Below are 24028 nucleotides of genomic sequence, written 5' to 3' on the forward strand. Positions count from 1 at the left end.
ACGTCCGGGCATCGCCGCCCCGACTCGGCGGACGGACTTCCCCGGACTCCGTCAACTCGCCCCGCCCGCCGGCCGGCAGGAGCCTGCGACTCGACGAGGATGCGTGGTGGCCGTTCGGCGCAGAGCTGTCGTGGGCCGGGGGCCGGCTCCATACTCGACGAATCCCTCCGCCAGGCAAGAGAGGTGCGATATGCGGCGTACGACCGGAGGGCCCCGGACCTTCCATCTCTGGTCGCTCTCCGAAGACGTCATCATCGACCAGGGGGCCGGCGACGCGCTGCTGCTCACGAGCCGCTGGGGGCAGGACCGGCTCGAGCGGCCCAGCCCCGCCGTGCGGGAGGTGCTGCGGAGGATGGAACTGGGACCGGTGCTGCTGGCCAACGCCCTGAGCAGCCCCGAGGACCACTGCCGCGTCGCCCTCCCGACCCTCGACCGGCTCTCCCACCTCGTGGTGCGCACCCTCGGCGTGGACGACCTCAAGGGGCCGCTGCTGTCGGTGTTCCCGCTGTCGTCGGCGGCGCCGTTCGTACGGATCCGCCCGACCGGCGACTGCCGCGTACGGCTGCCCCGGCACGTCGCGCTCACCGTGCCCGACTCCGGCGTCGGCTGCGTACTCGAGTCCGACGAAGCCCCCCACCGGGTCGTCCTGCACCGCCAGGAGGCCGCCTGGGTCGCAATGACGCTGGCCTGGCCCACCACGCTCACCGCGGTCTCCGCGGCCCTCCCCCTGCCGCGACAGGTCACCGAGGACATCGTCGGCTACCTCGCCGGCGCCGGCCTGGTCGCCCTCGTCGACGAACACGGCATGACCGGGGACGCACCGCGTCCCGCTTGAACGCTCCAGAGCGGCCCGCTCCGGCCTCGAGGGTTCCTCCAGGCACCTTCTGGCCACTGCCTCAATAGTGCCGCCAGCAGCGGGAGAGGCCCGCGACTGGTCGACGGAGTGGACATGCTGAACGCGGATGCATTCCGCCAGGTATTCGGTACGTTTCCAACCCCGGTGGCGATCGTCACCACCCTCGGCGAAGACGGCGAGCCGAGCGGATTCACCTGCAACGCCTTCTCCGCGGTCTCCGCGGCCCCGCCCCTGCTCCTGGTGTGCGTCGGCAAGGGATCCCGGACCCTCCCCGCGATGCTCTCCTCGGGGGTGTTCGCACTGAACTTCCTCGCCCGGCAGGGGCAGGCGACGGCGCGGACCTTCGCGGGCAAGTCGGAGGACAAGTTCGCGGGCGTCGCCTGGCGCGCCGGGCTCGCGGGGGTGCCCGTGCTCACCGAGGCGGCCGTCGCGTACGCGGGCTGCCGGCTCGTCCAGACCGTCGAGGCGGGGGACCACCTGCTGCTGATAGGGCGGATCGAGGAGAGCGAGACCTACCCCGGCACCGCCGCCCTCTACCAGCAGGGGGAGTTCGGCACCTGGGAACCGGAGCGCCGCCTGGCCCTCCAGACCCTCTGACAGCACGGGGCCGCCGCACCCGCAGACCGCGGGCGCGGCGGCCCCCGCGCCGGGCCGCACCACCGGGTCTCGAGGGGATCTCAAGCGGTCTGGTGCATCTTGCCCACGTCATTTTCCGCCCCGACACGGAGGTCGGCCATGAGCGCCGCGGTGAGCAGCGAACTCTACGCCCAGGTACAGCACTTCTACGCCCGCCAGATGCAGGCGCTCGACAACGGCCGGCTGGAGGAGCACGCCGGGACGTTCACCGAGGACGGCAGCTTCGCCCTCACCCCGGGCACCGCGCCCGCGGTCGGCCCCCAGGCCATCCTGGAGGAGCTGCGCGCCTTCATGAAGCAGTTCGAGGGCAACCCGACGCAGCTGCGCCACCACTTCAACCAGATCGTCCTGGACCCGCAGGAGGACGGCAGCCTCGTCTCGACGGTCTATGCCCTGATCGTGCGGACCCGCCCCCAGGAGCAGCCGGAGATCGGCGTGAGCATCGTCCTCCACGACGTCATCGACACCGCGGGCGACCGCTTCCGGCTGCGCTCCCGCGCCGTCAGCTACGACCAGGCGGCCTGACCGGCGGCCGGCGGCCGGCGGCCGGCGCGCGGCGCGGCGGACCCCGCCGGAACGCACGAAGCTCCTGGCGGACACGGACCCGTGGATCGTGGGCCCGTGCACCAGGAGCTTCGTCGTTGCGTGCGTTCCCCCGTGCCTCGGCTAGGCGGACAGCGCATGGGGGACCGGGGCGGACAGGTGCAGGTCGGTGTCGTTGGACAGGATGGACTGGTGCAGCCGCTGGAGGCGCGGCGACGGCTCCACCCCCAGCTCCTTGATCAGGGCGTGGCGCAGCGCCTGGAAGGCGTCGAGCGCGCGCCAGGGGTGTCCGGCGCGGTACAGCGCTGTCATCAGCTGGGCGGAGAAGGTCTCGTGGATGGGCTGCTGGCTGACCAGCATCCGCAGCTCGCCGATGATCTCGGCGTGCCGGCCCAGGCTGAGGTCGGCGTCGAGGCGCATCTCCAGCGCCCAGGCGCGCTCCTCCTGCATGCCGATGACCTCCGTGCCGAGGATCTCCCCGACGGGTACGTCGGTGAGGGCCGGCCCGCGCCACATGTGCAGGGCGCGGCTGAGGTGCGCGGACGCCGAGCCGGGGTCGTCGTCGGCCAGGGCGCGGTCGCCTTGGCGGACCAGCTGCTGGAACTCCAGCAGGTCGAGGGTGAAGTCCTCCGGGGCGAGCCGGTACCCGCCGTAGCAGGTTGCCAGAACGTCCTTGGCCGTGCGGCCGGTGCGCTCCACGCCGGCTTCCGTGAGTTTGCGGCGCAGTTGGAGGATGTAGGTCTGGAGCGTGGTGGCGGCGCTCCGCGGGATGGCGTTCCCCCACAGTTCCGCCATCAGCGTCTCCACCTGCACGACGCGGCCCGCGCGGATCGCGAGCAGTGCGAGGATCTGTCGGGGCTTGCCGGCGGTCGGCACTACGGAGGTGTCGTGCATGCGGGCTTCGAGCGGTCCGAGAACTCCGAATTCCATGGAGCCAGCATCGCAGTCCGGTCGAGCCGCGAACCAGTGACGCGGACACGGGTGGACGTGAAGATCTCACATGCCGCAGGGCGGGGCCCGGACCGGATGCCCGGACGGTAGCCCGGGGGCGCAGGAGCAGCCTGGATCCCCGCTCACAGGGCCGTACACGGCCGCGCGGGCGGCGTCCCCGCTGCGGGCGGCGTCCCCGCTGCGGGCGGGGACCCCGCCCGGAGGGCACGGTGCCCCGGGCGCTCCCGGACCTCAGCCGTTGACGAAGCCGAGGCCGGTCGCGTCGTACCGAGTGCCCGAGAACCGCCCGGGCGGGGCGACGGCTTCGATCGCGGCGAGGTCCTCGGGGGACAGCTCGACGGCCAGGGCCGCCAGGTTCTCCTCCAAGTAGCGCACCCGCCGCGTGCCCGGGATCGGCACGACGTCCTCGCCGCGGTGCTGCAGCCAGGCCAGGGCCAGCTGGCCGGGGGTGACGCCCTTCGCGGCGGCCAGCTCCTCCAGCCGCGCCACGATCGCGAGGTTGCGCTCCCGGTTGCCGTCGGCGAAGCGGGGGTGCCCGCGTCGGACGTCGTTGTCGGCCAGCCCGTCCACGGAGGCGTAGTTGCCGGTGAGGAAGCCGCGTCCGAGCGGTGCGTAAGGGACGAAGCCGATGCCCAGTTCGCGGCAGACCGGGGCGATCTCCGCCTCCAGGTCCCGTGACCACAGCGACCACTCGCTCTGCAGCGCGGCGATCGGGTGTACGGCGTGCGCCCGTCGGATGGTCCCGGCGCCGGCCTCGGACAGCCCGAGATGGCGGACCTTCCCCGCCTGCACGAGCTCGGCCATCGCGCCGACGGTCTCCTCGATGGGCACCTGCGGGTCGACGCGGTGCTGGTAGTACAGGTCGATGTGGTCGACCCCGAGCCGGCGCAGCGACGCCTCGCACGCCTGCCGCACGTAGGCGGCGTCGCCGCGGACCCTGGTGGGCTCGCCGAGGCGGTTGGCGAAGCCGAACTTCGTGGCCAGGACGACCTCGTCGCGGCGGCCGGCGACGGCCTTGCCGATCAACTCCTCGTTGTGCCCCGAGCCGTAGAAGTCGGCAGTGTCCAGGAGGGTCACTCCGAGGTCGAGGGCGTGCCGCAGCGTCGCGATCGACTGCGTGTCGTCCGTGGCGCCGTAGCCGTGGCTCATGCCCATGCAGCCCAGGCCCTGTGCGGAAACCGCCAGTGTGCCCAAGCGCCGGGTGGGGATGTCGGTCATGCTGTGCCTCCTGGGCGGGTCGGTGCCTGCCCGTCATGCTGGTCGTTGGAGCGCGCTCCATGTCAAACGGGGCGTTGCCGCCGGCCGGCGCCCGCGGCACCGGCCGGCGTACCGGTCGGCGTCAGCGGGGGAAGGAGTGGGACGCGTACTGCGCCGCGGCCGGGTCGAAGGTCAGGGCTATGTGGGTTGCTATCGAGTTGACGTCGCGCCAGATCCGCTGGAGCGGGCTGTCGGAGGTCTGGCCGGAGGTCCCGGCGGTGGCGAACAGCCGGTTCACCGCGTTCACCAGCAGCTCGGTGGCCATGGCGTAGTCGCGGACGTTGCGGGAGGTCTCCTCGGCCGTGATGCGCGCGCCGCCGTCGGCGAGGCGAGCGGCCCGTTCCAGCAGCAGCGCGGCGGCGTCGATCTCGCCGGCGCTGCGGGCCAGGACCGCTTCGTACGTGCTCCGGGACGGGCCCGGAACCCCCGGTCGGCCGGCGCCGCGCTCCAGCCGCTGCACGGTGTCGCCGGTCCACAGCCGCAGCGCCTGGCGCGCGGCGCCGAGGGCGATCGGCGCGCAGGAGAGCCCGTTGACCGCCTGAATGGGAACGGTGTGGCAGTCCGCGTCGGAAGCGAGGGGCAGTCCGTCGAAGAGGCGCTGCCGCTCGGTGCTGCGCCACTCCGGCACGAACACCTCTTCGGCGATCAGGGTGTTGCTGCCGGTGCCGCGCATGCCCGAGCCGGTCCAGGTGTCCTTGACGGCGTAGTCGGCGCGGGGCAGGGCGAACAGCCGCGCCGGCGGCGGCCCCGGCGGGGTGCTCCCGTCGCCCGGTACGACGGCGCAGAGCACGGCCCAGTCGGAGTGGTCGACGCCGCTGATGTACGCCCAGGAGCCGGACACGCTCCAACCGCCGGGCACCGGAACGGCCTTGCCGGCGGGGGAGAGGGAGCCCACCACGAACGCGTCGGGCCCCTCGCCCCATATCTCGGCGTGCGCCTCGCGCGGCAGGCAGGCCGCCATCCGCGCCAGACTCGACGCGACGGAGGCGCACCACGCGGTCGCGGCGCAGCCCTCGGCCACGGTGGCGACGGCGGCGTTGAACTCCTCGAACGTGCCCTCCGTCCCGCCGAACGGTGCGGGGACGAAGTGCCGGGCGAATCCCGTCCGCAGCATGCGCTCCACGACGTCGGGTGCCAGGCGGCGCTGGTCCTCGGCGTCGGGGGCGTGGCGGCGGGCCAGTTCGGCCAGTTCCGCCGAACGGGCCACCAGTCCGGTCCCCCGGCCAGTCTGAGTGTGCATCCCTGCCTCCTACTCGGCGCCGATGATCGGAGCGGACCATGGCACAGCCCGGTGGACCACCGCTCGGATCGTCCTCGAGCCGTCCATGACCGCTCCACCGCCCCGAAAGGAGTGGTCGCGGCCGTGCCCCCTCGCCATGGGACCGGAGGCCGGCCCTTTCGCGCCACCCCTGTGGAAATTGAAGGATCAAAATCTCGCTGGCCAAGGAGAGTTATCCACAGGGCTTTCGGGAGCGGCGCCGGCCGCGGGACCTTCGGGGCATGACGAACGACCACGCATCCCGCACCCCGTCGCACGAGCCGTCCGCCCGCCCGCCGGGAGACCCCGCCCCGCCGCGGGTCACCCTGCGCAGCCCGGGCGAACTCGCCGACGCGCTGCCGTACATGCTCGGCTTCCACCCCACCGACTCCCTCGTGATGGTCGCCGTGCACGGCGAGGGCGGCCGCTTCGGCGGCCGGCTCCGGCTCGGCATCCCCCCGGCCCCGGCCGAATGGGAGGACACCGCCCGGCAGGTCGCCGAGTGCCTGGTCCACGGCAGCGAGCGGCGCGGCCGCCGGCCCGACGGCATCATCCTGTTCCTCTGCCAGGACCCGGTGCCGGGAGACAGCGCCCAGCGGGTCATGACCCGGCTGCGGCCCCTCGCCCATCGGATCCGGCTGGCCTGCGGGACACTTGAGGTGCCGGTTCTCGAAGCGGTGTGCATCTCGGGCGGCCGCTACTGGTCCTACTGCTGCCCCGACGAGCGCTGCTGCCCCGCCGAAGGCCTCCCCCTCGCCGCCCCCGGCACCTCCGTGGCGGCGGCGGCCGCCACCTTCGCCGGACTGAGGATCCGCGGTTCCCTGCGGGAGTTGGAGGCCGGGCTCTCCCCGCTCCGCGGCCCCCTGGCCCGGGAGATGGAACAGGCCCTCGACCGGGCCGCAGCCGCCCTCGTGCCGAAGATCCTCGACGGGGCCACCAGGGAGCAGGTCGGCGCCGAGACCGTCACCCTGGCCCGAACCCTCCTCCGGCGCCTCGCCCTCGCCCCGCCGGCCGAGGGCGGCCCCTGCGCAGACGACTGGGACGACGCCCTCCTCGGCCACGACGAGGCCGCCTCCGTCATCCTCGGCCTCCAGGACCGGGAGACCAGGGACATTGCGGCCGAGTGGATGGAGGACGACGAATCGGCGGCCGCCCTGCGCCTGTGGCGCGCCCTCGCCAGGCGCTGCGTCGGCGCCTACGGGGAGCACGCGGCGGCCCCCCTCACCCTCGCGGGCTGGATCTCCTGGTCCGCAGGCGACGAGCCGACAGCCCGCATCGCCCTCGGCCTCGCACTCCGCGCCGACGCCGACTACCGCTTCGCCCAACTCCTCCACCACGCCTGCAACGAGGGCATCGACCCGGAGGGCCTGAGGGCCTGCCTGCGCGCCGAACGCAGGCGCAGGAACCCACGCCGCCCGACGGCCGCCGAAACCACCCGGCCGCCCGGCCGCCGCACCCACACCCACCGCCGCCGGAAGGGAACGGACCGATGACCCACCGCCCGCCCCACCAGCCGACCCTCCCACCGAAACGGATCCCGCGTAAGCCAATGTCGCAGGCAGACGGCACGACCAGCCCCTCCCACCCCGCCGCAACACACCGCCGCCGCACCCACCCCGGTCCAGGCTGCTCCTACCCGGTCCGGCGCGCCCCGCATCCGGGTACGGTCCCGTGCTCCGGCAACGCCGTCCGGACGTCCCGCTCCACTCCCGCACGCGACCGGTCTGTGCGCCCCGACCGCACCCGCCCCGAACCCGGGGCGGGCTGCCGGGAGCCACGTGGCGGGGCGGCCGCGCCTGACGCCGGGCGGGCTGCTCGTGCAGGGTTGCGCCCCGTCGGAGAGGGCCGGGGCGTGACCCGGGTGGGGGCGGGGGCGTTCCCCAGGAGGGTGGCGGGGGCCCGGCCGCGCCGCCGCCGAGAACCGACCGGAGCGCAGACAGTCCACACGAGGCGACCCATGGCCCACCCCGCACTGCCCGCCCCCCGGCCCGAACTGCCGCCCGTGCACGGCGCGGTCATCTGCGTCTCGGCGCCCTGCCTGGTGATCTCGCCCGAACACGGCCAGCTCACCGGGCGGGGCATGGAAGGGATCTACCGCTCGGGGCGGCGGCTGCTCTCCCGCTGCGTGCTGCGTGTCGCCGGCCGGGAGCCGGTGGCCGTCCAGGGCCGCAGCACCGGGGCGGACCGGGCCGTGTTCACCGCGGCCGTCCGCACCGGCGCCGAGGCCGGCCCCGACCCGGACATCGGCGTCGAGCGCGTGCGGCACGCCGACGGCACGGAGCGGATCGTCCTCCGCAGCTTCAACGCCCGGCCTGTGCGCCTGCCCGTGGAGGTGCTCCTCGGCACCGACCTCGCCGACCTCGCCGCCGTCGCCGCCGGCCGGGCCGGGCCCGAACTGCCGGCCGGGGTGCATGCCGCCGGCCTGCGCTGGAGTACGGGCGACGCCCAGGCCGTCACCACCGCCGACCCCGCCCCCGACGACGCGCTCGCCTCCGCAGGGCTGCTGCGCTGGCAGCTCGACCTGCAACCGGGGGAGTCCCGCACCATCGAGCTGCGCACCACGCAGTCCCGCACCGCACGGGCCCCGGCCGGGCAGGTGGCCAACCCCCTGGCCGACGCCCGGGCCGAGTGCGACGACCCGCGCGCCGAAGCGTGGTTCCGGAGCAGCGCCGCCGACCTCGGCGCCCTCCTGCTGCGGGACCGGGAGGAGCCGGCCGACGCCTTCGCCGCCGCCGGTGCGCCCTGGCGGCTCGGGCTCGCCCCCGCGGAATCCCTCTGGGCGGCGAGGATGGCCCTGCCCCTCGGCACCGGGCTTGCCGCGGCCACCCTGCGCACCCTCGCCCGCACCCAGACCGGCGGCCGCGGGCCGGACACCGGGAAGATCCCGGGGCCGCTGCGCGGCGCCGGGCCGCAGCTGCCGCCCGGCTGCACCGGCACCGAGGCCACCCTCGCCTTCCCCGCGGTCCTCGCCGAGGCGCGTCGCTGGGGACTGCCCGATCCGGAGGTCGAACCGCTGCTCCCCGCGGCCGAGCGGTGCCTGGACTGGCTGCGCGCCTCCCTCGACGAGGACGGCTTCCTCCCCGACCCCGACCCCGGGCCGCGCCGCTGCGAAACCCAGGCCCACGCCCATCGGGCCGCCCTGCTCGGGGCCGACCTGCTCGACGCGTACGGCCGGCCCGGCGGACCGCAGTGGCGGGAGTGGGCGGCCGCCCTGCGGGACCGCTTCCGGCAGCGGTTCTGGATCGACGGCCCGGACGGCGGCCGGCCCGCCGCCGCGCTCCACCCGGACGGCCGGCCGCTGCCCCGGCTGACCGGAGCCGCCGCCCACCTCCTCGACACCGGCCTGCTCGGCGGGGGCCGGCTCGCCCCCGGCCTGCTCGACCCGGTCCGCACCGAGCAGCTCGCCCGGCTGCTCGGAGCCCCCGCCATGGACTGCGGATGGGGGCTGCGGAGCATGGCCGTACGGGAGCCCGGGCACAACCCGTTCGGCCACCGCTCCGGCGCGGTGCGGCCCCACGAGAGCGCCGTCGCCGTCGCCGGACTCGCCCAGGCCGGCTTCGAGAAGGAGGCCGCCGCCCTCCTGGGGGGCCTGCTCGACGCGGCCGAGGGCTTCGGGTACCGGCTGCCCGAGATGTACGCCGCCGACCAGCGCACGGCGGGCAGCGCCCCCCTCCCGCACCCAGCGGCCTGCCGCCCCGCCGCGGTCGCCGCAGCCGCCGGGATCCACGCGCTCACGGCGGCCGCAGGGATCCGCCCCGACGCCCCGGCCGGCACCGTCGCGGTCGCCCCCCTGCCCGGCGCGCCGCTCGGCGCGCTGCGCCTGTCCGGCCTGCGGGTGGCGGGCGAGCCCTTCGCCGTCCGCGTCAGCCGCCTCGGCCTCGGCATGGTGGAGGAGGCGGCGGATGCGCTCCAACTCGGCGGGTAGGCCGGTCAGCGCCGACGGCTTCCGGGTCTTTGCCCTCCGGATCTTCAAAGCGCTGTTTATCGTCAGGAAGACGACTATGATCGCGGCATGTCTCCCTACGACCCGTCGGCCTTTCCGCCGTTCGCCGTCACCGTCGACCTGGTCGTCCTCACCGTGCGACGCCACGCCCTCTGCGCGCTGGTCGTCCGGCGCGGCGAGCAGCCGTTCCAGGGGCGCTGGGCCCTGCCCGGCGGCTTCGTGCGCGGAGACGAGGACCTGGGCGCCGCGGCCGCCCGCGAACTCGCCGAGGAAACCGGCCTGTGCGCCCACGATCCCGCGGAGCCCGGCGCCGGCAACGGTGCGCACCTGGAGCAGCTGGCCACGTACGGGGACCCGAAGCGGGATCCGCGGATGCGCGTGGTCAGCGTGGCCCACCTCGTCCTCGCCCCCGACCTGCCCGCGCCCCGCGCCGGAGGCGACGCCAACAGTGCGCGCTGGGCCCCCGTCGACGAGCTGCTCGCCGCCGAGGACGAGCCGGGCGCCGGGCTCGCCTTCGACCACGCCACCATCCTCGCGGACGGGGTCGAACGCGCCCGCTCGAAGATCGAATACTCCTCGCTGGCCACCGCGTTCTGCCCGCCCGAGTTCACCGTGGGCGAACTGCGCCGGGTCTACGAGGCGGTGTGGGGCGTGGCCCTCGACCCCCGCAACTTCCATCGCAAGGTCACCGGCACCCCCGGCTTCCTGGTGCCCGCCGGGGGGACGACGACCCGTCAGGGGGGCAGGCCGGCGCAGCTGTTCCGGGCCGGCGGGGCCACCCTGCTCAATCCACCGATGCTCCGCCCGGAGGCCTGACGCCCCAGTCGGCGGCAGCGCCGACACGGCGCCGCATCAGGTGTCCATTACGGGGCAAACCGGGCATATCGCGTTACCTTGCGGGGGTACCCACCCTGCCGCAGAGCGGTCACACCCCCCGCGAGGGAAGCGATGCTCCAGGCCATCGGACTCACCAGCCGCCCCCGTCGACACCTCCCGCCGCTCGTCGACGACCTCACCTTCGAGGCCCGACCCGGCGCCGTCACCGCCCTCCTGGGCGACGAGGGCTCGGGCAAGACCACCGCCCTGCGGCTGATGTTGGAACTCGAACCGGGCCGGGGCGTGACCTACTTCCGCGGGCGCCCGCTCCACCGGATCCCGCATCCGAGCCGCGAGGTCGGGGTGCTGCTCGGCGACGTCCCCGGCAACCCCGCGCGGACGGTCCGCGGCCAGCTGCGGATGCTGTGCGCGGCCGCCGGGGTGCCCGCCGCGCGGGCCGACGCCGTGCTGGAGGTCGTCGGCATCGCGGGGCTCCGCGACGAACGCCTCGGCTCCCTCTCCCTCGGCATGGACCGTCGGGTGGCCCTGGCCGCCGCCCTGCTCGCCGACCCCTGCACCCTGCTCCTCGACCAGCCCTGCGCCGGGCTCTCCCCCCGCGACCGCGGCTGGATGCACACCCTCCTGCGCGGACACGCCGCCCTCGGCGGGGCGGTCCTGTTCACCACCGACGACGCGAAGGAGGCCGCCCGCAGCGCGGACCGCGTCGTGAGCATCGACCGGGGCCGGCTCGTCGCCGACCAGGACGCAGCCGAATTCGCCCGGACCCGGCTGCGGCCGCGGGTCGCCGTACGCACCCCGCACGCCGCCCGCCTGGCCGACGTCCTCAACCGCGAAGCCCGCGCCGGGCAGCGCCCGGTGGAGATCGTCGAGGAGGCCGGCAACCGCCTGGCCGTCTTCGGCAGCAGCTGCGCGGAGGTCGGGGAGGCGGCGTTCCGCCACGGGGTGCTCGTCCACCAGCTCGCCGACGAGACCGGCGACACCCGCGAGCCCGCGGCCGCCGTCCCGGCCGCCCGCACCGGATCCGGCGGCGGCGACGCGACCGCCGCCCCCGCCACCCAGGCGGCCGGCCCGGCCACGGCAGCGGCCGGTGCCGCCGGTGCCGACGCAGGCCGACCCGCCGCGGCAGCGGCGGGCACCTGGCCCGGAGCCGACCGCCGGCCCGCCTCCGCGGTGCGCCGCGTCGGCGGCCCGCTGCGCCCCCTGCGCTACGAGCTGCTGCGCGTCTTCGGCACCGCCGCACCCGCCCTGACCGCCGCCGCCGTCGTCTGCGTCTCCGCGGTCCTCGCCGTGCTCCTGGCCCGCGCCGGCCACGGCCCCCGGCACCGGGTGCTCGCCGGCTGGCCGGAGCTGCTGCCGCTGCCTCCCGCCGCCCTCGGCGCCGGCCTGCTCGGAGCCCTCGCCTTCGGTGAGGAGTACCGCTACCCGGCACTCGCCGCGGACCGCGGCACCGTACCGCGCCGGCTCGGCCTGCTCGCCGCCAAGCTCGGCGTCGGCGCCGCGCTCGCCCTCGGCCTCGGCGCCCTCGCCGTCGCCGGGGACGCCGCCGCGGTGCAGCTCGTCTTCGGCGGCGGCCCGCTGCGCACCCCCGAGCACTGGGCCGTGCCCGCGGCCAGCTGGGCCGGCCTCCTCGTCGGCTGCGCCTGGGCGGGGATCCTGGCCTCCGGCGTCTTCCGGTCGGCGACCGCCGGAATCGCCGCCGTGCTGGCCGTCCCGGTCGGCGTGGTGCCGCTGCTGCGGGAGGTGCTGCACGGCCCGTCCGCGTACCCCGTCGCCGGCCTGGCGGCCCGGCTGCGCTCCCTCGCCTGGGCCCAGTGGCCCCCGGAGGCGGACCGCATGGTCACCGGGGCCCTCCGGGTGATGGCCCAACCCGTGGGTGCGGCTCTGGCTTTGTCGCTGATGGTCCTGTTGTGCGCCTATGGGTTCACCGGACTGCGCAGCCGTGTCCGATGGTGACCGCTTGGCGGTCGGGCACGCCCGCCCTCCGACCGGAAGCGCCCACTACACGTGAACGGGACCGCAACTCCCCGTAAACGGCCCGGTTCTTTACGATAAGTCGTCAATTGCGCAGGTGGCGCCGATCACCCTTTCGTGTGCTTTTCAGCAAAGACCTCAAGGGTCCTCGGGGCGCGGCCGACAAAGGATTCGTGAGTACCCTTGTGCACACCATGATGACCGCCGCCCGCCATGCCGACTCCGGCCTCGTCGGCCCGGGCGAACTCGACCGCTACCCGTATGCGGAGACCCCCGGGGCCGACCGCGTCGCCACACCCCACTGGGAGGGTGCCGACGTCGAGTTGGGCCGTGTCGGCCGGCGCGCTGCGGGCAGCCGCGGCCGCGGCCTGCACGGCCAACTCGTCCAGCAGCTCGGGCAGATGATCGTCTCCGGCGACCTCGGGGCGGACCGCCCCCTCGTCCCCGAGGAGATCGGCCAGCGCTTCGAGGTCTCCCGCACGGTGGTCCGCGAATCGCTGCGCGTGCTGGAGGCCAAGGGCCTCGTCAGCGCCCGCCCCAACGTCGGCACGCGGGTCCGGCCGGTGGCCGACTGGAACCTCCTCGACCCCGACATCATCGAGTGGCGGGCCTTCGGCCCCCAGCGCGACGACCAGCGCCGCGAGCTCAACGAGCTCCGCTGGACCATCGAGCCGCTCGCCGCCCGCCTCGCCGCCGGCCACGGCCGCGCCGACGTCCAGCAGCGCCTCGCAGACATGGTCGAGATCATGGGGCACGCCCTCGGCCAGGGCGACGCGATCACCTTCGCGCGCGCCGACAACGAGTTCCACGGCCTCCTCATCCAGGTCGCAGGCAACCGCATGCTGGAGCACCTCTCCGGCATCGTCTCCGCCGCGCTCCAGGTCTCCGGAAGCGCGACGACCACCTGCGACCGCCCGAGCGAGGCGTGCGTCGCCCACCACGCCCGGATCGTCGAGGCGCTCGCCGCAGGGGACGCCGCGGGAGCCGAGGGCGCCATGCGCCAGCTGCTGACCGTCCACCCCGAGGTCGAGCGCGTGGTGCCCGCCCCGCGCGAGCACTGAGCGGCGGCGGACGGGAGGCGCGGAGGTACTCGCACGTGTCGCCGGGCCCGGCCGGGTCCGGCGACACCCGTGTGGGAGGCCCCCCGGCGCACCCCCGGCCGGCGCCGGACCGCGGCCCGCTGCGGGCGTGTGACCACGGCCACGAATTTTTGGGCGTAACGCTCTGCGAGGTCACGCGATGACCTAGAGAGGTGATGGCCGACGGAGGGAACAGCAGCCCTTGCGGGTGCTGTGAAGCTCCCCGGCCCCTGCCCGCGCCCCCGGCCCATCCCCAGTCGGTGGTCGTCGGCTCCGGTCCAGCACCACCCGGTCCGGGGTCGGAAGCCGTTCCCATCGTTCCGAGAGGTTGTTCGTGTCGGCCAGCACATCCCGTACGCTCCCGCCGGAGATCGCCGAATCCGAATCTGTGATGGCGCTCATCGAGCGGGGCAAGGCCGAGGGGCAGATCGCCGGCGATGACGTACGTCGGGCCTTCGAGGCTGACCAGATTCCTGCGACCCAGTGGAAGAATGTTCTGCGCAGCCTCAACCAGATCCTCGAGGAAGAGGGTGTGACGCTGATGGTCAGTGCCGCGGAGTCGCCCAAGCGCACCACCCGCAAGAGCGTCGCAGCGAAGACCCCGGCCAAGCGGGCGGCCACCAAGACCGCCGCGGCGAAGACGACGGCTGCGCGGACCGTGCCCGCCGCGGAACCGGCTGCCGAGGCGGTCGACCCCGAGCCCGCCGGCGCCGCCGAGCAGGAGCTCGGAGCCGAGCCCGCGGCCAAGAAGACGGCAGCCCGCAAGACGGCCGCCAAGAAGGCCGCCCCCGCCAAGAAGGCGGCGGCGAAGAAGACGGCCGCCAAGAAGACCGCCGCGAAGAAGGACTCCGACGAGGCCGGCGAGGAAGAGCTCCTGGAAGAGGGCCCCGCCGAGGTCAAGGCCGAGGGCGAGGAAGAGGAGGACGGCGGCGAGGCCAAGGGCTTCGTCATCTCCGACGACGAGGATGACGCCCCCGCCCAGCAGGTCGCCGTCGCCGGCGCCACCGCCGACCCCGTCAAGGACTACCTCAAGCAGATCGGCAAGGTCCCCCTGCTCAACGCCGAGCAGGAGGTCGAGCTCGCCAAGCGCATCGAGGCAGGCCTGTTCGCCGAGGACAAGCTCGCCACGTCCGACAAGCTGGCGCCCAAGCTCAAGCGCGAACTGGAGATCATCGCCGAGGACGGCCGCCGCGCCAAGAACCACCTGCTGGAGGCCAACCTCCGCCTCGTGGTCTCCCTGGCCAAGCGCTACACCGGCCGCGGCATGCTCTTCCTGGACCTGATCCAGGAGGGCAACCTGGGCCTGATCCGCGCGGTCGAGAAGTTCGACTACACCAAGGGCTACAAGTTCTCCACGTACGCCACCTGGTGGATCCGCCAGGCGATCACCCGCGCCATGGCCGACCAGGCCCGCACGATCCGCATCCCCGTGCACATGGTCGAGGTCATCAACAAGCTCGCCCGCGTACAGCGCCAGATGCTCCAGGACCTGGGCCGCGAGCCCACCCCGGAGGAGCTGGCCAAGGAACTCGACATGACCCCCGAGAAGGTCATCGAGGTCCAGAAGTACGGCCGCGAGCCGATCTCCCTGCACACCCCGCTCGGCGAGGACGGCGACAGCGAGTTCGGCGACCTCATCGAGGACTCCGAGGCGGTCGTCCCGGCCGACGCCGTGAGCTTCACGCTCCTGCAGGAGCAGCTCCACTCCGTCCTGGACACCCTGAGCGAGCGCGAGGCGGGTGTCGTGTCCATGCGCTTCGGCCTGACCGACGGCCAGCCCAAGACGCTGGACGAGATCGGCAAGGTGTACGGCGTGACGCGCGAGCGCATCCGCCAGATCGAGTCGAAGACCATGTCGAAGCTCCGCCACCCCTCCCGGTCCCAGGTGCTGCGCGACTACCTGGACTAGGCACTGCGGCCGCGCCGCCCGCCGACAGGGCCCGGCCGCCCCGACAGGGGCCGCCGGGCCCTGTCGCGCCCCCGCGCGACCCCCGGTCGGCACCGTGCGCGGGTGCGCACCCCCGCCCGGCGGCCCACCCTGGGTGCAGAAGCGCACACCCAGCGTCAGGAGGCCCGATGCGTCGACCCATCTCCCGTGCTCTGGCGGGCGCGCTGGCCCTGGTGGCGGGAGCGGCCGCCGCCCCGCTGGCCCGCGCCCCCCACGCCGCCGCGGACAGCATCGTGATCGGCGGCAGGCCGGTGAAGGTGGCGGACAGCCCCTGGGTCGTGGCCGTGGCCAGCCGTGACCGGTTCGGCGGAACGCGGGCGGGCCAGTTCTGCGGCGGCGCGCTCGTGGCCCCGAAGCGCGTCGTCACCGCCGCCCACTGCCTGAGCCGGGAAGTGCTGGGCGCGCCGGTCGAGGCCGTCCGCGACCTGCGGGTGATCACCGGGCGCACGCAGCTGCGGGCGGACGAGGGCCGCGAGGTCGCGGTCCGCTCGGTGCACGTGAACCCGGCCTACGACACGCGGAGCAACGCGGGCGACCTCGCCGTCCTGGAGCTCGCCGAGGCGCTCCCCGAGCAGCACGTGCTGCCGCTCGCCGGGGAGGGCCACCCCGGCTACCGGGCCGGGGCCGAGGCCGCCGTGTACGGGTGGGGGGACACGAGCGGGTTCGGCGACTACGCATTCGGGCTGCGGGCGGCGCAGGTCACCGTACTGGCGGACGAGGTCTGCCGGGAGGCGTACCCGGGGGATGCGGACGGTGAGTACCGGCCCGCATCCATGGTGTGCGCGGGGCACGCCCGCGGCGGGCGGGACGCCTGCCAGGGCGACAGCGGCGGGCCGCTCGTCGCCGAGGGCCGCCTCATCGGGGTCGTGTCGTGGGGCCGGGGGTGCGGCCGCGCCGACAGCCCGGGCGTCTACACGCGGATCGCACCGCTGGCCGACTTCGTGGCCGGGCCGGAGGCGGCCTCGGAGCGCCGGCCCGCCCCGGATGCCGCCTGGGGGGCCGAAAGCGGCTCCAAGGCCCACGTACGGGCCGAAGAGGGGCATCCCTCGCGGTCGGCGCCGCAGATGTGAGGACGGGCGGCACTTCCGGATCTCGGAAGTGCCGCCCGTCGACCGGCCTTGCCGGTCCTGGCTCGTCGGATGCGAGGTACAGGCCTGTCAGCGGTCCTCGGTGTCGGCGTGCGCCGCCGGAGCGGACGTCAGCCGCTCGGTCTCATCCTGTATTTCCGCGGCGATCTTCTTGAGTTCCGGCTCGAACTTGCGCCCGTGGTGGGCGCAGAAGAGCAGTTCACCACCGCTCAGCAGGACGACGCGCAGATATGCCTGGGCGCCGCAACGGTCGCATCGGTCAGCGGCCGTCAGCGGGGTCGCGGGTGTCAGAACAGTAGTCACGTCGCCTCTTCTCTAGCTCGACGAGCTGTCGTACCAGGGTCAACATCCAACCAGGCCGAAAACGTTCCCGCTCGCGGCTTTTCCTCGAAACTTCCTTCCGAAGCTGGCCGGCTGCTGCCGGTTGGCGGCGAAGGAGCCGTATTGCGTTGCTTTACGGTTTCGCGTTGTCAGTCGTTCGCTTGTCGCAGTCGTCCTCCCCGGCGTGCGTGCCGGTTGTTCATGAGGACGTGCCCGAACCCTAAATGGTTCATGCCTCGAAGGGAACGTGATGTTTGCTTCACCCGCGCGGGGGATCGAACACCCGTGCGGATCTGCACTAGGCTGATGCAGCACGAGGGTGGCGTTGCATCGGCTCTACCAGGCCTCGGTACCCTTCGACGGGCAACCGAGCCACCCCGTGCACCACCGGGTCCAGAAATGAAATTCAGCGAGGAGCGAACTGCGTGACCGCCGACACGTCCGTGCCTTCCAGCGCGCTGCTGTCCGGAGCAGACCGGGACGGCTCCAACTACACCGCGCGGCACCTGCTCGTCCTCGAAGGCCTCGAAGCCGTCCGCAAGCGGCCCGGCATGTACATCGGGTCGACCGACAGCCGCGGCCTGATGCACTGCCTCTGGGAGATCATCGACAACGCCGTCGACGAGGCCCTGGGCGGCTACTGCGACCACATCGAGGTCGTCCTCCACGACGACGCCTCCGTCGAGGTCAGGGACAACGGCCGCGGCATCCCCGTGGACGTCGAGCCGAAGACCGGCCTGTCCGGCGTCGAGGTCGTCATGACCAAACTGCACGCCGGCGGCAAGTTCGGCGGCGGCTCCTACGCCGCCTCCGGCGGCCTGCACGGCGTCGGCGCCTCCGTCGTCAACGCCCTCTCCTCCCGCCTCGACGTCGAGGTCGACCGCGGCAGCTCCACCCACGCGATCAGCTTCCGCCGCGGCGTGCCCGGCGTCTTCACCGGCCAGGACCCGGACAGCGGCTTCGACCCCGCCAACGGCCTGCGCAAGGTCAAGCGCATCGCCAAGGGGAAGACCGGCACCCGCGTCCGCTACTGGGCCGACCGGCAGATCTTCCTCAAGGACGCCCGGCTCTCGCTGGAGACCCTGCACCAGCGCGCCCGCCAGACCGCCTTCCTGGTCCCCGGCCTCACCATCGTCGTCCGCGACGAGCGCGGCATCGACGGCGCCGGGAAGACCGAGGAGACCTTCCGCTTCGACGGCGGGATCAGCGAGTTCTGCGACTTCCTCGCCCAGGACAAGGCCGTCTGCGACGTCCTGCGCCTGAGCGGGCAGGGCACCTTCAAGGAGACCGTCCCCGTCCTCGACGAGCGCGGCCACATGACCCCGACCGAGGTCACCCGCGACCTCGGCGTGGACATCGCCCTGCGCTGGGGCACGGGGTACGAGACCAACGTCAAGTCCTTCGTGAACATCATCGCCACCCCCAAGGGCGGCACCCACATCACCGGCTTCGAGCGCGCGGTCACCAAGACCATGAACGAGGTGCTCCGCTCCGCGAAGCTGCTGCGCGTCGCCGAGGACGACGTCGTCAAGGACGACGCGATGGAGGGCCTGACCGCTGTCGTCACGGTCCGCCTCGCCGAGCCGCAGTTCGAGGGCCAGACCAAGGAGGTGCTCGGCACCTCGGCGGCCGCCCGCATCGTCGCCGCCGTCGTCTCCAAGGAGCTCAAGGCCTTCCTGACCTCCACCAAGCGCGACGACAAGCAGCAGGCGCGCGCCGTGATGGAGAAGGTCGTCGCGGCGGCCCGGACCCGCATCGCGGCCCGCCAGCACAAGGAGGCCCAGCGCCGCAAGACGGCCCTGGAGACCTCCTCGCTCCCCGCCAAGCTCGCGGACTGCCGCAGCGACGACGTCGAGCGCAGCGAGCTCTTCATCGTCGAGGGAGACTCCGCCCTCGGCACCGCGAAGCTGGCCCGGAATTCCGAATTCCAGGCCCTGCTGCCCATCCGCGGCAAGATCCTGAACGTTCAGAAGTCCTCCGTCTCGGACATGCTGAAGAACGCCGAGTGCGGCGCGATCATCCAGGTCATAGGGGCCGGCTCCGGCCGCACCTTCGACATCGACGCCGCGCGGTACGGGAAGATCGTCCTCCTCGTCGACGCCGACGTGGACGGCGCGCACATCCGCTGCCTGCTGCTGACGCTCTTCCAGCGCTACATGCGCCCCATGGTCGAGGCCGGGCGGGTCTTTGCGGCCGTGCCGCCGCTGCACCGGATCGAGCTCGTCCAGCCCAAGAGGGGGCAGGACAAGTACGTCTACACGTATTCGGACAGCGAACTCCGCCAGACCCTGCTCGAATTCCAGCGGAAGAACATCCGCTACAAGGATTCGATCCAGCGCTACAAGGGCCTCGGCGAGATGGATGCGGACCAGCTGGCGGAGACGACGATGGACCCGCGCCACCGCACGCTGCGCCGCATCAACATCGGCGACCTGGAGGCGGCCGAGCAGGTCTTCGACCTGCTCATGGGCAACGAGGTGGCCCCCCGCAAGGAGTTCATCACCAGCTCCGCGGCCACCCTGGACCGCTCGCGCATCGACGCCTGACGGGCGGCCCGGCACCCGGGCGGAGCGGCGGGCGGCACCCGGACGGTGCGGCCCGCCGCTTCGCGCTCCCACCGGCCCTCCGACTCCGCCCCATCACCTGTTGGAGTGAAGAGCACCGGTACACCAGTCCGGAAACCTCTCATTCCGCACATCCTTGTGGGCACGCCGCCAATGCGGCAGCGGACAAGGAGAGTTCGGTGGACAAGCACGAAGGTCCCGACGCCGGAACGATCCGGCTCGACGACCCCTGGTACGACGCGCTGGCCGTCGACTGGGGCGAGGGCGACTGCACCGGCGGCGAGGGCGGCGGCGGGGCCGCGCCGCCCCGGCCGGCCGGCTCGTCCGAGATCTACCTCGAGGTGCAGCGGAGCGCCGCCTTCCAGGAGGTCCGCGGCCGCTACCGCGGGTTCGTCGTCCCCGCAACCGCCGCCTTCCTCCTCTGGTACGTGGCCTACGTCGTCGCGGCGACCGCGGCGCCCGAATTCATGGCCCGGCCCGTCGCCGGCGCGGTCAACGTGGCCCTGCTCGCCGGCCTCGGCCAGTTCCTCAGCACCTTCCTGCTCACCTGGGCGTACGCCCGGCACGCCCGGCTCCGCCGGGACCGGGCCGCGCTGGACCTGCGGTGGACCGTCTTCGAGCAGGAGCGCGGACGCGGGCGGGCCCGCAACCGTGAGGCCGGCCGGTGACCGCCGGACACCAGACGCTGGCTCTGGTCCTCTTCAGCACCTTCATCGCCGTGACCCTCGGCATCACCACCTGGGTCAGCCGCCACCGGCACGGCTCCGCCGAGGAGTTCTACGCCGGGGGGCGGCTGTTCTCCCCGATGGAGAACGGTTTCGCCATCGCCGGCGACTACATGTCCGCCGCGTCCTTCCTCGGCATCTCCGGGCTGATCGCCCTGTTCGGCTACGACGGCCTGCTGTACTCGGTGGGCTTCCTCGTCGCCTGGCTCGTCGTCCTCTTCCTCGTCGCCGAACTCGTCCGCAACTGCGGCCGCTTCACCCTCGCCGACGTCGTCGCCGCCCGGATGAGCGAGCGGCCGGTCCGGATCGCCGCCGGGACCGCCTCCGTCACCGTCTCCGTGCTCTACCTCGTCGCGCAGATGGTCGGCGCCGGCAGCCTCGTCGGCCTGCTGCTCGGCGATTCCGGCACCGCCGCCCGCACGCTGACCGTGGTCGCGGTCGGGGCGCTCATGGTCGTCTACGTCACCTTCGGCGGAATGCGGGCCACCACCTGGATCCAGATCGTCAAGGCCGTCCTCCTGATGGGCGGGGCGGTCGCCCTCACCGTGCTCGTCCTGCTGCGCTTCCACGGCGACTTCGGGCTGCTGCTCACCAGCGCCGCCGAACGCAGCGGCCACGGCGAGCGGTTCCTGGGCCCGGGGCTGAAGTACGGCGGCGACTGGACGGCCCGCATCGACTTCATGAGCCTCGGCCTGGCCCTCGTCCTCGGAACCGCGGGGCTCCCGCACATCCTGTCCCGCTTCTACACGGTGCCGACCGCGCGGGCCGCCCGCCGGTCCGTGGTCTGGGCGATCGGCCTGATCGGCGGCTTCTACCTGATGACCATCGTGCTCGGCTTCGGCGCGGCCGCGCTGGTCGGCCCGGCCGAGGTCCGCGCCTCGCACGCCTCCGGCAACACGGCGGTGCCGCTGCTCGCCGCGTACCTGGGCGGCGGGGCGGAATCCACCGGCGGGGCCGTGCTGTTCGCGCTCGTCGCGGCGATCGCCTTCGCCACGATCCTGGCCGTCGTCGCGGGCATCACCCTCGCCTCGTCGGCGTCCGTCGCACACGACCTGTACGCCTCCCTCCGGCGCCGCCGCGCCCGCGCGCGCAGCGAGGTCGCGGTGGCGCGGACCGCGGCCGTCGGGATCGGGGCGGTGGCGATCGCGCTAGGGCTGCTGGCCCAGGACCTGAACGTGGCGTTCCTGGTGGGTCTGGCCTTCGCGGTCGCTGCCTCCGCCAACCTGCCCGTCCTGCTGTACTCGCTGTTCTGGGCCCGCTTCACGACGCGCGGCGCCGTGTGGTCGGTGTACGGCGGGCTGGTGCCGGCCGTGCTGCTGGTGGTGCTGTCGCCGGTCGTCTCCGGCAGCCCGGACTCCCTCTTCCCGGGGACGGACTTCCAGTGCTTCCCGCTGCAGAACCCGGGTCTGGTCTCCATCCCGCTCGGGTTCCTGGCGGGCTGGCTGGGGACGGTGGCCTCCGCGGAGGAGCCGGACGCCGCCAGGCACGCCGAGACCGAGGTCCGCTCCCTGACCGGCGCCGGGGCCGTCTGAGGGAGCGGCAGCCGGTCAGGGGCCGTCGGCGGGGCGCCAGGCGTAGCGGTGCTCGGGGCGGCCCGTCTCGCCGTAGCGCAGGGCCAGGGTGACCCGCCCGGTGCGGTCCAGGAGTTTCAGGTACCGCTGGGCGGTCTGGCGGCTGATGCCGGCGCGGTCGGCGATCTGCTGGGCCGACAGCGGGCCCTCCGCGGACAGCAGGACGCGGCGGACCAGCTCGGCGGTGGTGGGGGAGTGGCCCTTCGGCAGCTCGTTGGGAGCGCCGGCCGCCGCGAGTGTCCCGAAGATCCGGTCCACCTGGGCCTGTTCTGCCTCGCCTCCCGTCTCCAGGGTGCGGCGCAGGGCCGCGTACGCCTCCAGCCGGAGCCTCAGGCCCTGGAAGGTGAACGGTTTGACCAGGTACTGGAGGGCGCCGAGGCGCATCGCGGCCTGCACCGTGGCGAGGTCCCGCGCGGCCGTGACCATGATCACGTCGGTGCGGTGGCCGAGCTGCCGCAGGCGCGCCACCAGGTCCAGGCCGCTGCCGTCGGGCAGGTAGTGGTCCAGGAGGACGAGGTCCACGGGCCGGTCCTCCAGGTGCTCCAGCGCCTCGGACGCCGAGTGGGCGCGTGAGGTGACGCGGAAGCCGGGAACCTTCCCGACGTACGCCGCGTTGATCCGGGCAACACGCATGTCGTCGTCGACGACCAATACGTGGATCGGGGATCCGCTCATCGCAGGGCCTCCGGGAGTACGACGGAGAACTCCGCCCCTCCGTCCGCTGTCCCGCCGGCCCGGGCCGTTCCGCCCTGCCGCTCCGCCAGGCGGCGTACGAGGGCCAGGCCGAGGCCGCGCTCGCGCCTCCCCTGGGGCTGTTTCGTCGACCAGCCCTCGGTGAAGATCTCCTCCCGGCGGGCCTCCGGCACACCGGGACCGCTGTCGCGGACGAGGAGGACCAGGGTGCGGTCCTCGCAGCGCAGCTCGACCTCGACGAGGGGTGCGGCCGATCCGGCGGCCGCGTCCAGGGCGTTGTCCACGAGGTTGCCGGCGATGGTGACCAGCCCGCCGGGGTCGGCGAGGCGGTCGGGCAGGAAGCTGCCGTCGGTGAGGCGCAGCGGGACGCCGCGCTCGGCGGCGACCGTCGCCTTGCCCACGAGGAGGGCGGCCAGCAGCGGGTCGCGAACCTTCTCGGTGACCTGCTCGGCGGTGCTGCGCCGCCCGCCGGCGACCTCGGCGAGGAACTCCGCAGCCTCCTCGTGCAGGCCGAGGTCCAGCAGGCCGAGGAGGGTGTGGAGGCGGTTGGCGTGCTCGTGGTCCTGCGCGCGCAGGGCGTCGATCAGGCCCTGGGTGGAGTCGAGTTCGCGGCGGAGCTGCTCCAGTTCGGTCCGGTCGCGCAGGGTGGCGACCGCGCCGCCGTCCTCGGTGGGCATCCGGTTGGCGACCAGGACGCGCGGGCCCTGCACGGTGAGCAGGTCGCGGCCGGTGGCGCGGCCGGAGAGGACGTCGGCGGTGCGGCCCGCGCCGAGGACCTCGTCGAGCGGGCGGCCGGGGGCGCGCGCCGTGTCGGCGGGGGAGAGGCCGAGGAGGCGGGAGGCCTCGTCGTTGACGAGCCGGATGCGCCCCGAGGGGTCGAGGGCGACGACGCCCTCGCGGATGGAGTGGAGCATCGCCTCGCGTTCGGCGAGGAGGCCGGAGATGTCGGAGAAGGCCAGGTCGCGGGTCTGGCGCTGGATGCCGCGGGAGAGGAGGTAGGCGGCGAGCGCACCCGCGGCCAGGGCGCCGCCGGCGTACCCGAGGAGGCCCGGGATGGCGCCGAGCAGCCGGGCCCGGACGCTGTCGTAGGAGATGCCGACGGACACGGCGCCGACGATCTCGCCGTCGGCGGCGAGGAGCGGCACCTTGCCGCGGGCGGTGCGGCCCAGGGTTCCCTCGTCGATCTCCATCACGTCGCGGCCGGCGAGGACGTCGCCGGGGTCGGTGGAGACGGGCAGGCCGATGCGGTCGGGGCGGGGGTGGGAGCGGCGGATGCCGTGCAGGTCCATCACCACCACGTACTCGGCGCGGGTGGCGCGGCGGATCCGTTCGGCGGTGGCCTGCACCGGGCCGTCGGCAGTCGGCCCGGAGGCCGGCACCGCGACCGCCAGGGAGGGGTCGGCGGCAGCGCTGCGGGCGATCGCGAGGGCGCGCTGCATGGCCTGGTCGTCGAGCTGTGCGCTCAGCGGGGCCAGGAACAGCCCGGTGGCCAGGACGGCGACCCCGGCGGCGATGGCCAGCTGGGTCAGGAGGATCTGCGAGACGGCCCGTCGGGGCAGCCCGATGCGCCGAGCGCCGGGGGAGGGGAACCGCATGGCCAGCAACCGTAGGTCGGCGGAGGCGGAAGGGGAATCACCTTGTCGGGAAGCGCGGGGGGAGGGGCGGGAGCCGGGCCCGGGGATGGGGGTCACGGGAGGGGGCGCGGGGGGCGGGGGCCCTCGTAGTGGCCGGTGGGGCGCATGCGGAGCGGGCGCTCCTGGTACTCCTCCAGTGCGTGGGCGATCCAC

General features: G+C 74.0%; 19 protein-coding genes. 13 read left to right on the forward strand and 6 right to left on the reverse strand.

Features of this window, described 5'->3' with window-relative positions; genetic code table 11:
- Positions 1 to 190 precede the first annotated feature (190 nt).
- From IE170_RS21850 to IE170_RS21860, 3 genes are all read left to right on the forward strand, one after another.
- Positions 191 to 835 (forward strand): NADH oxidase, encoded by a 645-nt coding sequence (locus tag IE170_RS21850; RefSeq protein ID WP_189811133.1) that lies wholly within the window; start codon positions 191 to 193, stop codon positions 833 to 835.
- 114 nt (positions 836 to 949) lie between these two features.
- Positions 950 to 1453, forward strand: a complete 504-nt coding sequence (locus IE170_RS21855; RefSeq protein ID WP_189811134.1) for a flavin reductase family protein — start codon at positions 950 to 952, stop codon at positions 1451 to 1453.
- Positions 1454 to 1591: 138 nt separating this feature from the next.
- Positions 1592 to 2017, forward strand: coding sequence for a nuclear transport factor 2 family protein (locus IE170_RS21860; protein ID WP_189811135.1), 426 nt, complete (start codon positions 1592 to 1594; stop codon positions 2015 to 2017).
- A 141-nt stretch (positions 2018 to 2158) separates the two neighbouring features.
- Here the strand turns inward: IE170_RS21860 and IE170_RS21865 are convergent, their stop codons facing one another.
- The 3 genes from IE170_RS21865 to IE170_RS21875 all read right to left on the reverse strand — a co-directional run bounded on the left by IE170_RS21865 (position 2159) and on the right by IE170_RS21875 (position 5483).
- Positions 2159 to 2965, reverse strand: coding sequence for an AfsR/SARP family transcriptional regulator (locus IE170_RS21865; RefSeq protein ID WP_189811136.1), 807 nt, complete (start codon positions 2963 to 2965; stop codon positions 2159 to 2161).
- A gap of 252 nt (positions 2966 to 3217) precedes the next feature.
- Positions 3218 to 4204, reverse strand: a complete 987-nt coding sequence (locus IE170_RS21870; protein WP_189811137.1) for an aldo/keto reductase — start codon at positions 4202 to 4204, stop codon at positions 3218 to 3220.
- A 121-nt stretch (positions 4205 to 4325) separates the two neighbouring features.
- Positions 4326 to 5483 (reverse strand): acyl-CoA dehydrogenase family protein, encoded by a 1158-nt coding sequence (locus tag IE170_RS21875; protein ID WP_189811138.1) that lies wholly within the window; start codon positions 5481 to 5483, stop codon positions 4326 to 4328.
- Between the two features lie 260 nt (positions 5484 to 5743).
- Here IE170_RS21875 and IE170_RS21880 point away from each other — a divergent pair, with 260 nt between their 5' ends.
- From IE170_RS21880 to IE170_RS21910, 7 genes are all read left to right on the forward strand, one after another.
- The gene (locus IE170_RS21880; protein ID WP_189811139.1) at positions 5744 to 6994 is read left to right on the forward strand and encodes a DUF4192 domain-containing protein; all 1251 of its coding nucleotides are present in this window, start codon (positions 5744 to 5746) and stop codon (positions 6992 to 6994) included.
- Between the two features lie 464 nt (positions 6995 to 7458).
- Positions 7459 to 9426: a glycogen debranching N-terminal domain-containing protein gene (locus IE170_RS21885; RefSeq protein WP_189811140.1), complete on the forward strand. Its 1968-nt coding sequence runs from the start codon at positions 7459 to 7461 to the stop codon at positions 9424 to 9426.
- A gap of 87 nt (positions 9427 to 9513) precedes the next feature.
- The gene (locus IE170_RS21890; RefSeq protein ID WP_189811141.1) at positions 9514 to 10260 is read left to right on the forward strand and encodes an NUDIX hydrolase; all 747 of its coding nucleotides are present in this window, start codon (positions 9514 to 9516) and stop codon (positions 10258 to 10260) included.
- Positions 10261 to 10392: 132 nt separating this feature from the next.
- Complete coding sequence (locus IE170_RS21895; protein ID WP_189811142.1) at positions 10393 to 12234, forward strand: ATP-binding cassette domain-containing protein; 1842 nt, start codon at positions 10393 to 10395, stop codon at positions 12232 to 12234.
- A gap of 191 nt (positions 12235 to 12425) precedes the next feature.
- Positions 12426 to 13313 (forward strand): FadR/GntR family transcriptional regulator, encoded by an 888-nt coding sequence (locus IE170_RS21900; protein WP_189811143.1) that lies wholly within the window; start codon positions 12426 to 12428, stop codon positions 13311 to 13313.
- Positions 13314 to 13665: 352 nt separating this feature from the next.
- Positions 13666 to 15240 carry an RNA polymerase sigma factor gene (locus tag IE170_RS21905; RefSeq protein WP_268255662.1) on the forward strand — a complete coding sequence of 525 codons (1575 nt, stop codon included), beginning with the start codon at positions 13666 to 13668 and terminating at the stop codon, positions 15238 to 15240.
- Positions 15241 to 15407: 167 nt separating this feature from the next.
- Positions 15408 to 16349, forward strand: a complete 942-nt coding sequence (locus tag IE170_RS21910; protein ID WP_189811145.1) for a S1 family peptidase — start codon at positions 15408 to 15410, stop codon at positions 16347 to 16349.
- Positions 16350 to 16436: 87 nt separating this feature from the next.
- Here IE170_RS21910 and IE170_RS21915 read toward each other — a convergent pair whose 3' ends face one another.
- The gene (locus IE170_RS21915; protein WP_114054552.1) at positions 16437 to 16670 is read right to left on the reverse strand and encodes a DUF7455 domain-containing protein; all 234 of its coding nucleotides are present in this window, start codon (positions 16668 to 16670) and stop codon (positions 16437 to 16439) included.
- 443 nt (positions 16671 to 17113) lie between these two features.
- Between IE170_RS21915 and IE170_RS21920 the strand changes: the two genes are divergently transcribed.
- From IE170_RS21920 to IE170_RS21930, 3 genes are all read left to right on the forward strand, one after another.
- Positions 17114 to 19234 (forward strand): DNA gyrase/topoisomerase IV subunit B, encoded by a 2121-nt coding sequence (locus IE170_RS21920; RefSeq protein WP_189811146.1) that lies wholly within the window; start codon positions 17114 to 17116, stop codon positions 19232 to 19234.
- 197 nt (positions 19235 to 19431) lie between these two features.
- Positions 19432 to 19920 carry a DUF485 domain-containing protein gene (locus tag IE170_RS21925; protein WP_189811147.1) on the forward strand — a complete coding sequence of 163 codons (489 nt, stop codon included), beginning with the start codon at positions 19432 to 19434 and terminating at the stop codon, positions 19918 to 19920.
- Positions 19917 to 21509, forward strand: a complete 1593-nt coding sequence (locus IE170_RS21930) for a monocarboxylic acid transporter (RefSeq protein WP_189811148.1) — start codon at positions 19917 to 19919, stop codon at positions 21507 to 21509. The genes IE170_RS21925 and IE170_RS21930 overlap by 4 nt, the downstream gene beginning before the upstream one ends.
- 15 nt (positions 21510 to 21524) lie before the next feature.
- Here IE170_RS21930 and IE170_RS21935 read toward each other — a convergent pair whose 3' ends face one another.
- Together IE170_RS21935 and IE170_RS21940 are read right to left on the reverse strand one after the other, a co-directional pair.
- Positions 21525 to 22223 (reverse strand): DUF7342 family protein, encoded by a 699-nt coding sequence (locus IE170_RS21935; protein WP_189811149.1) that lies wholly within the window; start codon positions 22221 to 22223, stop codon positions 21525 to 21527.
- The gene (locus tag IE170_RS21940) at positions 22220 to 23836 is read right to left on the reverse strand and encodes a sensor histidine kinase (protein WP_189811150.1); all 1617 of its coding nucleotides are present in this window, start codon (positions 23834 to 23836) and stop codon (positions 22220 to 22222) included. The genes IE170_RS21935 and IE170_RS21940 overlap by 4 nt, the downstream gene beginning before the upstream one ends.
- Between the last annotated feature and the right edge of the window lie 192 nt (positions 23837 to 24028).

Origin of the sequence: Streptomyces toxytricini, from assembly GCF_014649915.1 — a bacterium.
GTDB lineage: Bacteria > Actinomycetota > Actinomycetes > Streptomycetales > Streptomycetaceae > Streptomyces > Streptomyces toxytricini.